General features: G+C 62.9%; 7 protein-coding genes and 1 CRISPR repeat array. Of the genes, 3 read left to right on the top strand and 4 right to left on the bottom strand.

From position 1 onward, the window contains the following. Positions 1 to 144 precede the first annotated feature (144 nt). Positions 145 to 6,236: a CRISPR direct-repeat array (repeat unit 30 nt; unit sequence GTTTCAGACGAACCCTTGTGGGGTTGAAGC). Between the two features lie 176 nt (positions 6,237 to 6,412). From AN233_RS04125 to AN233_RS04115, 3 genes are all read right to left on the bottom strand, one after another. Further along, positions 6,413 to 6,835 carry a GtrA family protein gene (locus tag AN233_RS04125; protein ID WP_058365575.1) on the bottom strand — a complete coding sequence of 141 codons (423 nt, stop codon included), beginning with the start codon at positions 6,833 to 6,835 and terminating at the stop codon, positions 6,413 to 6,415. Continuing rightward, positions 6,836 to 8,422: a sulfatase gene (locus AN233_RS04120; protein ID WP_058365587.1), complete on the bottom strand. Its 1,587-nt coding sequence runs from the start codon at positions 8,420 to 8,422 to the stop codon at positions 6,836 to 6,838. A 197-nt stretch (positions 8,423 to 8,619) separates the two neighbouring features. Continuing rightward, a complete protein-coding gene (locus AN233_RS04115) occupies positions 8,620 to 9,633 on the bottom strand; it encodes an aldo/keto reductase (protein ID WP_058365574.1) in 1,014 nt (337 codons plus the stop codon). A gap of 140 nt (positions 9,634 to 9,773) precedes the next feature. On the opposite strand from AN233_RS04115, the gene AN233_RS04110 reads away from it, so the two are divergent. Beyond that, complete coding sequence (locus AN233_RS04110) at positions 9,774 to 10,253, top strand: MoaD/ThiS family protein (RefSeq protein ID WP_125919973.1); 480 nt, start codon at positions 9,774 to 9,776, stop codon at positions 10,251 to 10,253. 102 nt (positions 10,254 to 10,355) lie between these two features. Here AN233_RS04110 and AN233_RS04105 read toward each other — a convergent pair whose 3' ends face one another. Then, complete coding sequence (locus AN233_RS04105; protein WP_058365573.1) at positions 10,356 to 10,574, bottom strand: hypothetical protein; 219 nt, start codon at positions 10,572 to 10,574, stop codon at positions 10,356 to 10,358. A 417-nt stretch (positions 10,575 to 10,991) separates the two neighbouring features. Between AN233_RS04105 and AN233_RS04100 the strand changes: the two genes are divergently transcribed. Both AN233_RS04100 and AN233_RS17895 read left to right on the top strand, forming a co-directional pair. Next, a complete protein-coding gene (locus tag AN233_RS04100; RefSeq protein WP_058365572.1) occupies positions 10,992 to 12,098 on the top strand; it encodes a BMP family lipoprotein in 1,107 nt (368 codons plus the stop codon). Between the two features lie 85 nt (positions 12,099 to 12,183). Further along, positions 12,184 to 12,598 (top strand): ATP-binding cassette domain-containing protein (locus AN233_RS17895; protein ID WP_245626009.1); only part of this gene is annotated, 415 nt, incomplete at its 3' end.

The following is a 12,598-nucleotide window of genomic DNA, read 5'->3' as shown; positions in this document are numbered from 1 at the left end:
GAAGCGGGAGATTTGCGTCATAGACAACCGCATTCTCTCGCTTCAACTCCTTTGATTTAGCGGCCTACCTCGCTGCTGTATGGCGATTCAACACAGCCGGTTGAAGCATCGTGATGTCCGCGCTGCCGGCCGTGACGTTGAACGGTTTCAGACGAACCCTTGTGGGGTTGAAGCACCGCACGGACGGCGGAGAGTTATCTGCCCCTAACTGTTTCAGACGAACCCTTGTGGGGTTGAAGCAGGAGTGGGAGAACCTTCCGCAGGAGATCCGCGACGTTTCAGACGAACCCTTGTGGGGTTGAAGCGACTTGAGCGCGGACGTACTCGCGGACCACCGCGAGTTTCAGACGAACCCTTGTGGGGTTGAAGCAGCGAGAGCGACGTATCTCTCTCACTGAGCACGGCCGGTTTCAGACGAACCCTTGTGGGGTTGAAGCGGTGGGCGCGCTCCGGTCAACATCAAGAGTGCGTCCGTTTCAGACGAACCCTTGTGGGGTTGAAGCGATCACGAACCCCGGCGAGTCAGTCGCCGTCACCATGTTTCAGACGAACCCTTGTGGGGTTGAAGCGTACTCCGGCGTCTTGATCTTATCCGTGTACTTCGCGTTTCAGACGAACCCTTGTGGGGTTGAAGCGACATGGAGGTGCTGCATGAGCGGATCACCGACTGTTTCAGACGAACCCTTGTGGGGTTGAAGCGTGAATCAGGCCGAGGTGCTGTTAGGCGACGACGAGTTTCAGACGAACCCTTGTGGGGTTGAAGCGCCACGTCGGCGCTGCCGGCTTCAAGCAGGTTGGTTTCAGACGAACCCTTGTGGGGTTGAAGCGCCGATCCCGTCGAATTTCTCCTCCAGTACCTCGTTTCAGACGAACCCTTGTGGGGTTGAAGCCGGTGGCGGCCCTTTAGCATGAGGTGCGTGCGAACGGTTTCAGACGAACCCTTGTGGGGTTGAAGCGGAGTACGGGGGGAGAGAGGATCTGGAGCAGGACGGTTTCAGACGAACCCTTGTGGGGTTGAAGCGCCTCCTCGGGGCGCGCGGCAACGCGGCCACCCGTAGTTTCAGACGAACCCTTGTGGGGTTGAAGCACGAATCGCCCCGGAGTCATCGGCAACGAGGAGCCGTTTCAGACGAACCCTTGTGGGGTTGAAGCATCGTGATGTCCGCGCTGCCGGCCGTGACGTTGGTTTCAGACGAACCCTTGTGGGGTTGAAGCGTCCTCATCCAGCGCCGACAAGATCCGCTCCTTGGTTTCAGACGAACCCTTGTGGGGTTGAAGCGAGCGCCGAACGGCCCCATGCCCGAATTGCTCTGGGTTTCAGACGAACCCTTGTGGGGTTGAAGCTCGCGGAGAATCCCGAGGACAAGCGGGGGACGGTCGTTTCAGACGAACCCTTGTGGGGTTGAAGCTTGCGTGATGTCCGCCCGGAGGGTGTAGGCGTCGGTTTCAGACGAACCCTTGTGGGGTTGAAGCGTCCTCGCGCAAGAAGTCGGTGACGAACGATTCGGTTTCAGACGAACCCTTGTGGGGTTGAAGCCGTCACCGCGTGGTCGTCGGCACACTCCCGAAGGTCGTTTCAGACGAACCCTTGTGGGGTTGAAGCACAGACTGTACACTCGTACTCGCCGGTAGGTGTTCGTTTCAGACGAACCCTTGTGGGGTTGAAGCGACTACGGCGAGAATGAGCTGTATCTGTCGTTCCTGCGTTTCAGACGAACCCTTGTGGGGTTGAAGCGTGAACGCCCACCCGTCAGCCCCACCGATGGTTGGTTTCAGACGAACCCTTGTGGGGTTGAAGCAGCCATGTGGACTTGGTACCATAGTTCGGGATCTTGTGTTTCAGACGAACCCTTGTGGGGTTGAAGCGGTTACGTCAATCGGGTCCGCGACGTTACGGAACGGTTTCAGACGAACCCTTGTGGGGTTGAAGCCAACGTGACCAGCTCGCCGCCCGGCAACTCCGTGACGTTTCAGACGAACCCTTGTGGGGTTGAAGCCGCCTCGTGCTCGGTGGGGACGTGCAAGTGGCGGTTTCAGACGAACCCTTGTGGGGTTGAAGCTCGATCAGGACGCCCGCCGAGAGGTCGCGGATCTGTTTCAGACGAACCCTTGTGGGGTTGAAGCATCCAGACCGCCCTTGTCGGCGTCAGGGTCGCCCGAGTTTCAGACGAACCCTTGTGGGGTTGAAGCGGACACTCCCCGGCATCCCGACGTGGTTCAAGCCGGGTTTCAGACGAACCCTTGTGGGGTTGAAGCATCTCGTGGGTGTCGATGGCGGTGTCCCAGTGGGTTTCAGACGAACCCTTGTGGGGTTGAAGCAGCTACTCCGGTCGCGCGCTCATAGAAGGTGTCGCGTTTCAGACGAACCCTTGTGGGGTTGAAGCAGCAGACGGGTCAGGGAGTCGAGGACGCGGCCGGCGTTTCAGACGAACCCTTGTGGGGTTGAAGCAGGTGAAAAAGGAACCCTACGACGCCGACGACGCGGTTTCAGACGAACCCTTGTGGGGTTGAAGCCATCCACAAAGTCGATCAGTTCCTCGGGCGTGAGTCGTTTCAGACGAACCCTTGTGGGGTTGAAGCCAGTTGTCCAGCAAGTAGGAGTAGAGAGCCTCACGCGTTTCAGACGAACCCTTGTGGGGTTGAAGCCGACTTGAATCGGAGCGCGACAAGCGTCTTGCCCGGGTTTCAGACGAACCCTTGTGGGGTTGAAGCATGGGACAGACAGTTCCCGGAGTCGATGACGTACAGTTTCAGACGAACCCTTGTGGGGTTGAAGCGTCGCCGCTTCGTTGCCACACCGCGGACACTCATAGTTTCAGACGAACCCTTGTGGGGTTGAAGCGGGCAGGCCACCGGCCGGCTGTGACCCCGGCTTACGTTTCAGACGAACCCTTGTGGGGTTGAAGCGACCTCCCAAAGGTCGTCGTCGGTGTGCTCCTCTAGTTTCAGACGAACCCTTGTGGGGTTGAAGCCCCAACACCTCCGGCCGAGATCTCTACGAAGAGTTTCAGACGAACCCTTGTGGGGTTGAAGCACGTCGGTCGCCTCGACCGAGTACGGATACGCGCTCGTTTCAGACGAACCCTTGTGGGGTTGAAGCCATATGTAGCGTTCGGCGTTGTTTCCGTTCGCTCCGGTTTCAGACGAACCCTTGTGGGGTTGAAGCAATGCGGGCGAGTCGAGCACGGTCGGCGTGAGGACGGTTTCAGACGAACCCTTGTGGGGTTGAAGCCCCGAGATTAGGCACCGGCTCGAAGATCGATAGCTGTTTCAGACGAACCCTTGTGGGGTTGAAGCGCATAGGGCTTACATCAATAACCGCCTTATCCCGTGTTTCAGACGAACCCTTGTGGGGTTGAAGCACTCCTCACCGGCTGTGGTTGGCGGCACGGTCTACGGTTTCAGACGAACCCTTGTGGGGTTGAAGCCCGCCTGTGCGGCGATAGCCGAGAACACGAACGTGTTTCAGACGAACCCTTGTGGGGTTGAAGCATCCCCACCTCCGCAGGATCGGGTAGATAACCCGCGTTTCAGACGAACCCTTGTGGGGTTGAAGCGTTGAGCACAGTCCCGTTATCCGGGTCCGTACAGGTGTTTCAGACGAACCCTTGTGGGGTTGAAGCGATCGATACTCCACCGCCTTCGGACCGGCCGCTGAGTTTCAGACGAACCCTTGTGGGGTTGAAGCCGCCACATCCAGCACGCGGGCGGCTCCTCGAGCCGGTTTCAGACGAACCCTTGTGGGGTTGAAGCCTCATCCGGGGGCTGATGCAGTGATGCTCGCGCAGGTTTCAGACGAACCCTTGTGGGGTTGAAGCACGGCCAACGCCGCGGTCGGCGACTACGCGATCGAGTTTCAGACGAACCCTTGTGGGGTTGAAGCCCGAACGGCGTGGGCCGCTTCGATGCTGTTGCAGTAGACGGTGGTTTCAGACGAACCCTTGTGGGGTTGAAGCGCGCTCGACGCGGCGCCGCGCTCCGAGCTCCGGCGCGGTTTCAGACGAACCCTTGTGGGGTTGAAGCACGACCAACGCCGCGGTCGGCGACTACGCGATCGGTTTCAGACGAACCCTTGTGGGGTTGAAGCTCGGCTGAGGTGACCGCGACCGGCATCGAGTCGGCGTTTCAGACGAACCCTTGTGGGGTTGAAGCGCATCGCCGCCCGTCTCACCGGCGACGTCGACGACGGTTTCAGACGAACCCTTGTGGGGTTGAAGCCTAACTTCAAAACCGCAGTAAGTGAAGGTACTGTTGTTTCAGACGAACCCTTGTGGGGTTGAAGCGTAGAACACCCGTGGGTGGGGGTAGAAGTCTCACAGTTTCAGACGAACCCTTGTGGGGTTGAAGCCTCGCTCCAAGTGGTATGGGTCGTCTTTTAGACAAGTTTCAGACGAACCCTTGTGGGGTTGAAGCAGGGACAGGTAGAGGGTCATAGTCTCGTAGTCCTCGTTTCAGACGAACCCTTGTGGGGTTGAAGCGCCGCGTGCCAGTACGGCGGGCGAACCGTCCGGTTCGTTTCAGACGAACCCTTGTGGGGTTGAAGCAGCCATGTGGACTTTGTACCACAGATCTGGGTCTTGTTTCAGACGAACCCTTGTGGGGTTGAAGCCTCAACGTCAGACCCCATCTGCCCACCGAAGCCAAGTTTCAGACGAACCCTTGTGGGGTTGAAGCCTCGTCCTCGACGGTGAGGCGGATCCACTCCTGTTTCAGACGAACCCTTGTGGGGTTGAAGCATCCCCTCCAGCGACTGGTTGAGGCCCTGAATGCGCGTTTCAGACGAACCCTTGTGGGGTTGAAGCATCATCGCGGCCGACATCCTCGCCTACGCTCGGGGGTTTCAGACGAACCCTTGTGGGGTTGAAGCTACGTCTATACGCGCTTTGATTTGGGCCATCTCTGGTTTCAGACGAACCCTTGTGGGGTTGAAGCTATGACTGTAATAATAGGGACCAAAAAAAAACCAGTTTCAGACGAACCCTTGTGGGGTTGAAGCGCCGGCTACGCGCACGCCGACGTAGTGCTCGGAGAGTTTCAGACGAACCCTTGTGGGGTTGAAGCGTTTTATCTCGGTCGACCGTGGATCAGTTGCTAACAGTTTCAGACGAACCCTTGTGGGGTTGAAGCATGCCACTACGAAAGCCTTTCAGATATGTAACCATATCGTTTCAGACGAACCCTTGTGGGGTTGAAGCAGTCTGTCATAACTCAATCAGACACACACATACCTAGTTTCAGACGAACCCTTGTGGGGTTGAAGCACAAACACGAACGACCTCGTGTACGAGATCCCCATGTTTCAGACGAACCCTTGTGGGGTTGAAGCGTCGATCGCGGAATCACGAAGCCCCACGACGAGGCGTTTCAGACGAACCCTTGTGGGGTTGAAGCTGCCGATCATCGGTGACGAGGGCGTCGGCAAGTCGTTTCAGACGAACCCTTGTGGGGTTGAAGCCGTCTCCCCGATGAGTTGAACATCATCCCTGTTGGTTTCAGACGAACCCTTGTGGGGTTGAAGCGCCTCGACGCCCAGGCCGGTCTGGCTGAGGAACTGGTTTCAGACGAACCCTTGTGGGGTTGAAGCACTCGAACAGACGCGGAGCGCGCGCTCGTGCGCGAGTTTCAGACGAACCCTTGTGGGGTTGAAGCAAGTGCCGTCTCGTGCTGACGTGGACACGATGCGGTTTCAGACGAACCCTTGTGGGGTTGAAGCCCGATGCGGGACCGCGTCGACGAGGATACCGACCGGTTTCAGACGAACCCTTGTGGGGTTGAAGCGGCGTCCGCTGAGGTCCATCGGATCCGGACGTCGCTGTTTCAGACGAACCCTTGTGGGGTTGAAGCCTCAAAACGGTCGACGAGCTCGCGCCGCGGTCGACGTGTTTCAGACGAACCCTTGTGGGGTTGAAGCGTCTTGAACGCGGTCTTCGTTCGTGCTCATAGTTGGTTTCAGACGAACCCTTGTGGGGTTGAAGCTCGATCCCCCGCGACCGTCGCATCTCCACCAGCCTGTTTCAGACGAACCCTTGTGGGGTTGAAGCCGGTTGATCGACTTCCTGCGGTCGTACTACCGGGCGGTTTCAGACGAACCCTTGTGGGGTTGAAGCCCCACACGGTGCAGAATAGGTCGCCGTCTTGTTCTGGTTTCAGACGAACGCTTGTGGGGTTGAAGCGAGCTGAAGGCCATCCGCGCCTACCACGAGCTGGTTTCAGACGAACCCTTGTAGGGTTGAAGCGATCGAATCACCAGCTGCCGCTAAGTCAAACACACATCTCAGACAAAATCCAATGAGATTGAAACAAAAATGTAGCATGCGGTATCAGTAGGAACCGCGTGTTTCAACCGACCTTTCGTGAGACCGAAGTACTGGCCAGGTCCAAGCGCGTTCGGCCTCAGTGAATCCGGTTTCAGCTACCCCCACGTCCACAGCGAGTCGAAGACGAACCGGTAGAGTCCGCTGATGAGGATGGCGACGGCGTTGGCGATCAGGTACGTGATCGCCGCGAACTCCACCAGCCCGTAGAGGACGCCGAGCTGGATCGGGATCGCGGAGCCCCGGACGACGTTCGTCTTGAGCAGCCCGGCGAGGTAGTCGTGGAGACCGGTGTTCTGGGTCGCTCGGAACGTCCACGCGTTGTTGAGCACGTACGAGAGAACGATCGTGATCTCGATGGCGATCGTCGCGCCGACGAGGTAGTTGAGCCCGCCGGCGTCGACGAACGCCCACAGCAGGGCCATCTGGACGCCGGCGGTCGTGGCACCGACGATCACGAACCTCCGGAGCTGCGTCGCGACTGGCCCGCTGAGGAGGTTTCTGAGAAGGGACCGGAGCATCTAGCGGTAGCCGAGCGCGGAGAGTTGGGCCTCGAGATCCTCGTTGATCTCCTCCTCGTCGCCCGCGTCGTCGAGCGCGGCCGCCTCCTCGCGGAGGCGGGCGATGTGGGACGCGACCGCAGGTGCGAGCCGCTCGATGGCGGCTTCCCGCTCCGGCGTCGGATCGTCGGCGAGGTTCTCCTGCTGGTCCGGGTCCGAGGGCCGGTGATACAGCTCTGCCTCGCCGGTGTCCGCGTTCTCGATGTATGTCCAGTCGGCGTCCCGCGCGCTCACGAGGAGGTCGCCGTCGTCGAGCGAGCGCGGGATGGGCTGGGCGGTCAGCTCCTCGCCGCGGACGGTGACGGAGACGACCGGCTCCGGCGGCTCCGTGAGGGCACCGGGCGACTCGGCTCCGCCGCCGAGTGCCTCCTCGCCCGCGGTTTCCCCCTCCGGATGCGTTCCGGCCCCGGCGACCGCACCGCCGTCCGACGCGACCGCCGGTTCGGACTCCGCATCCGCGGGATCGTCTGCGGGGTCGTCCACGGGGGAGAGCAGTGATTCCCCCTCCCACGCGTCCGGCGCCTCGATCCCCAGCAGGTCCGCAACCGTCGGCGGGACCGCGTCGAGTCCGACGGGCCGGTCGCTGCGGTCCGACTCCACGCCCGGCGCGTCGACCAGTAGCGGGACGTGGATCAGTTCGTCGTACAGCTTGGGGTAGTGTGCGAGGTGGCCATGTTCCTGGAACTCCTCGCCGTGGTCGCCCGCGAACACGACCGCGGTTTCGTCGCGGAGCCCCTCCGCGTCCAGCGTGTCGAGCAGGCGGCCGATGCTGGCGTCGACCTGTCTGACGGCGGCCTGGTACAGGGTTCGGAGGTCGTCGAGCGTACTGTCGCCGACCTCCAGTCCGAGCCCGGTCCGGGTGTGCGCGAGCAGCATCCGGTGGGTGCCGACCGTCTGGTCGGAGACTTCCCGGACGTATCGGGGCGCGGGGACGTAGGGCGTGTGCGCGTCCATGTAGTGCACCCACAGGAAGAACGGCTCGTCGTCGTCGCGCGACGCCACGAACTCGGTCGCCGCGTTCTCCACGTCGAACATCCGCGAGGTGTCGAGGAAGGGGCGGTCGTCGCTCTCGCCGCGGAGCTTCGCGCTCAGGCGTCGGAACGGGGAGGCGGCGAGCTGGAGCCACGCCTCCACGGTCGGGTGGGTGGCGAGGTACTTGCCGTAGATGCTGGCGTTCACGTCGGCGACGAACGACTCGAACTCGTCGAACCCCTCGTCGTACCCCCAGTAGGAGGTGAGGAAGCCGTTCGCGGCGTTGAACCCCGCCGTCGAGACGCCGGCCTCGGAGGCGACCTCCGCGATGGTCGGCCGCCCCTCGACCCCGATCCGGCCCGAGTCGGTGAACACCGGCTGCGAGGCCATGATCGAGGGGAACGAGAAGGGCGTCCAGTTGCCGTTCGCGAAGCCGCGCTCGAAGACGACGCCGCGGTCGCCCAGATCGTCGATGACGGGCGTGCGGCGCTCGGCGTCGTACGGGCCGATGGCGTCCGTCCGCAGGGAGTCGACCGTGACGAGAAGAACGTTCGAACGTGGAGATGTGCCGTCCATGGTGGTCAGTCCCGACACGCGTCCGAGCGCCGTCGGCCCGCCGCGAGTGGGCCGGTCGGCACCGGCGTCCGCGGCGACCGGCCCCCCAGGACCCGTCCGCGTGCCAGTAATTGGCTACAGCGTACGCGAGAGAACTTGATTAGTGTTTCGTCACGTCGGACGGCCGACGGAACCGGTCGCGGGGACCGAACGGCGCCTTACAGCCCGGCGTAGGGGCCGCCCTTCGCCGCCGTCAGTCGCTCGACCTGCTCGTCGCTGAGGTCGACGGCGGCGGAGGCGAGGTTCTCGGTCAACTGGTCGACGGTGCGGGCGCCGACGATGGGCGCGGTGACGCCGTCGCGGTGTTGCAGCCACGCGAGTGCGACCTGTGCGGGCGAGGCGTCGACCTCGTCGGCGACCGCGTCGAGCTCGTCGTGGAGGTCGAAGTTCGCCTCGGTGAGGTACGACTCCTGGAACCGGTCGGAGGCGGCGACCTTCGACTCCTCCGGCAGAGCCTCGTCGCGGTCGTACTTGCCGGTCAGGAAGCCCTGGCCGAGCGGGCTCCACGGGCAGACGGCGAGGTCCTGCTGGCGCGCGAACTCCAAGTAGTCTCCCTCGATCTCGCGGTCGACGAGGTTGTAGCGCGGCTGGAGCACGCTGAACGGCTCCCATCCCTCCGCGCGAGCGATCTCGTTGGCGCGGGCGACTTTCCACGCGTTCGGGCGCAGGGTCGACGCACCGAGGTAGTGGACCTTCCCCTCCTCGACGAGCGCGTTGAGCGTCTTCATCAGCTCGCGCGCGTCGGTCGCGTCGTCCCAGCGGTGGATGTAGAGCACGTCGACGTAGTCGGTGTCGAGTCGCTCCAGCAGCGCGTCGATGCGGTCGCGGACGTTCTTCCGGTTCGTGCCGCGGCTGTTCGGGTCGCCGTCACGGATCTGCCAGTAGATCTTCGAGGCGATCGTGTACCGCTCGCGGTCGCGCCCCTGCAGCCACTCGCCGATCCACTCCTCGCTCGCGCCGCCGCCGTACACGTCCGCGGTGTCGATGTAGCGGCCGCCCGCGGCGTCGTAGGCGTCGAGCAGCTCCTTCGCGCGCGTCTCGTCGATCTCCACCTCGCCGGCGTCGTTCTCCTTGCCGAACCGCCACGTGCCGAGCTGCAGCTCGCTCGTGTGAATGCCGGTGCCGTCGAGTGAGACGAAGTCGAGGTCGAGCTCCTCGGGTGATCGAGTCATCGCGTGAGCGTTCGTCGCGCGCCCGCAAAAGGCCACAGGAACCGGAAGTTCCCGCTCGCCGTTTCCCCGGCTCGGGCTCGCGAACGGCACCGAACATCTTCGGCACACGGCCGTTGTTCGTCCGGGGCGTATATCTCGACATGAGCACGTCCACTACGGACCGACACGTCGCCGAGGATGAGGGGACGACCGCGGACGAGGAGAGGGCCGCGGACGAGGAGAGGGTCGCGGACGAGGGGCGGGGCGTGGAGGAGGCGACCACGACCGTCACGGTCCGCTGTACCGGCCACGTCCGAACCGAACTGGGGACCCACGAGTTCCCCTTCACGTTCGCGGGCGAGACCCTCCGCGAGTTCCTCGCCGCCCTCTTCGAGGAGCACCCCGGACTGGAGGAGCTGCTGATCGCCGAGACGGAGGCCGAGGCGACCCACCGCGGCTGGGCGACCGCGCCCGAGGACCTCCCCGGCACCTGGGTCAAAAACCCCGAGGGCGAGCAGACGGTCGCGTACGCCCGCATCCTCGTCAACGGCCGCTTCAACGAGCAGCAGGCGGGCTTCGACACGACGCTCGAAGAGGGCGACCGCGTCGCGCTCGTCTACCCATTTATGTTCTGCTGTTGAGTCCGTTCGCGGCCGGGTCTTCTTGAACGACAGACGGCTCTTCTCGAACGGCAGGCGGGTCTTCTCGAACGACAGACGGGCCCTCTCGGACGACGGGCGAAGTCACCGCGGTCCGCTCTCGCGGTCGCGGTCCCCCTCCAGCGTTTCGACGCGCTCCTCGAGTTCCGCTATCCGGCGCCGTTCGGGGTCTGAACCGCCGGACTTGGATCGGACGAAGTACACGACGACCCCGATCAGCGCGACCGGGATCGCGAGGAGCACGAGGAAGACCACGGCGAGGATCAGGAGCTCCGGACCGCCCGGAATCTGTGCGGGAACCATCACGGGCGAAGGACGGCGCTCCCGGAAATAACTGTATGGGTGACAGCTCCGACGGCGTTCGAGGCAGGAGCCGGAGCCGGCGGTGCGCCCTCACCGAGTGGAAACGGAAATCAACCGCCTCGCTTCCGGGCTCGACGACGCCGAACAGCCAGTATTTCTGAAAAGAAAGTACACCCAAAATATCGCTTTTCGGACGTGTCGACGAACGGTTGATACTGGCCCGTATACTCCGTTTGCGGACCGCTCGCGACCATTCACGAGACGCTAAATCCCGCCGACGGCAGACACACCGGAACAGTAACACGGTAATGAATAATCTTTTAGTGTAGTGTCACATCTCCGCGGATGATGTCTGACACAGACAATGTTGAAGGATCTGACGGGGCGAATCGCGGGGCCGCGATCGATCGTCGCTCCATGCTGGCGGCGGGCGGCGCCGTCGTTGCCGGAACCACGCTCACCGGGTGTCTCGGTGGCGGCGGTGACGGCGGTGGCGACGACGGCAACGGCGGCGGCGACAGCGACGGCGGCAGCGGTAACGGCGGTGGCTCGGGGTCGACGACGAACGTCGCCATCGTCTCCAGCCCGGCCGGGTTCGACGACAACGCGTTCAACGACCTGGCTGTCCAGGGGCTCGAGAGCGCGCAGGAGGACTACGACCTCGAGATCAACCAGGTCGAGGAGACCGAGCAGTCGAACTACCAGTCCACGCAGGCGAACCTCGCCGAGAGCGGGGACTACGACCTCATCGTCCTGGTCTCGTACAACCACACGGAGGCCCTGACGCAGAACGCCGCGGACTACCCGGACCAGAACTGGATGCTCATCAACGACCACGTCGACGAGCCCAACGTGGCCGGATACACGTGGGCCAACCACGAGATGTCGTACCTCGCGGGCGTCCTCGGCGGGACGATGACGACCGAGGAGCTCTCCCACGAGGGGAACTCGAACGAGCCGAGCGAGGCGCACGTCGGCTTCGTCGGCGGCGTCGACGGATCGCTCATCAACGCGTTCGAGGAGGCGTACAAGGCGGGCGCGGAGTGGGTCAACTCCGACGTCACCGTCGACGTGGGGTACATCGGCGACTACAGCGACACGGACACCGCCGCGAGCATCGCCTCCTCCCAGTACGACAACGGCGCGGACATCGTCTACCACGCCGCGGCCGCGGCCGGACAGGGCGTCTTCGAGGCCGCACAGGAGAACAGCCGCTTCGCGATCGGCGTCGACGCGGACCAGTCCGTGACCCTGGAGGAGTTCCAGGACGTCATCATCGGCTCCGCGGTCAAGTACATCAACGAGGGGACGCGAGAGGTCGCGTCGGCGGTCGCCGAGGACGACTTCGGAAGCGTCACGGGCGCGAACACGCTCGGCCTCGACGAGGAAGGCGTCGACGTCGTGATCGGGCAGGCGTTCGAGGGGAACCTCCCGGATGTCGTCTCGCAGAACGTGCAGGACGCGAAGGACGGGATCACGAGCGGCGACATCGAGGTTCCGTGTTCCGCCTCCGGCTGTAACTGATCGCGCGGCATCCACCCGATATTTATGAGCCACTTTCGCACGGTGACCAATGACGACTGACGACACACCACCGCCGGCCGTTCGGATGGAGGGCATCACGAAGCGGTTCGGCGATGTCGTGGCGAACGACGAGGTCGATTTCTCGCTGGAGCAGGGCTCGATCCACGCCCTCCTCGGCGAGAACGGCTCCGGCAAGACGACGCTGATGAGCGTCCTCTACGGCCTCTACGAGAAGAACGCCGGGACGATATCCGTCGGCGACGAGGTCAGAACGTTCGACTCGCCCAGGGACGCGATGGACGCAGGCATCGGGATGATCCACCAGCATTTCCAGCTCGTGGAGACGATGACCGTCCTCCAGAACATCATCCTGGGCCACGAGCCGACCGAGCGCGGCTTCGTCAACACGGAAGCCGCCCGGACCGACGTCGAGGAGATCTGCGCGCGCTACGAGTTCGACGTCGACGAGTACCTCGACGTGAAGGTCCGGGACCTCGACC

It is taken from the genome of Haloparvum sedimenti (assembly GCF_001462205.1).
GTDB lineage: Archaea > Halobacteriota > Halobacteria > Halobacteriales > Haloferacaceae > Haloparvum > Haloparvum sedimenti.
The sequence above is the reverse complement of the archived record's forward strand: the minus strand, read 5'-3'. Positions and strand labels throughout refer to the sequence as shown.

Bases quoted from the DNA above. Each gene is read 5' to 3' on its own strand.
- AN233_RS04100 (WP_058365572.1), top strand. From the start codon at position 10,992: ATGCTGGCGGCGGGCGGCGCCGTCGTTGCCGGAACCACGCTCACCGGG.
- AN233_RS04105 (WP_058365573.1), bottom strand. From the start codon at position 10,574: ATGGTTCCCGCACAGATTCCGGGCGGTCCGGAGCTCCTGATCCTCGCC.
- AN233_RS04110 (WP_125919973.1), top strand. From the start codon at position 9,774: ATGAGCACGTCCACTACGGACCGACACGTCGCCGAGGATGAGGGGACG.
- AN233_RS04115 (WP_058365574.1), bottom strand. From the start codon at position 9,633: ATGACTCGATCACCCGAGGAGCTCGACCTCGACTTCGTCTCACTCGAC.
- AN233_RS04125 (WP_058365575.1), bottom strand. From the start codon at position 6,835: ATGCTCCGGTCCCTTCTCAGAAACCTCCTCAGCGGGCCAGTCGCGACG.
- AN233_RS04120 (WP_058365587.1), bottom strand. From the start codon at position 8,422: ATGGACGGCACATCTCCACGTTCGAACGTTCTTCTCGTCACGGTCGAC.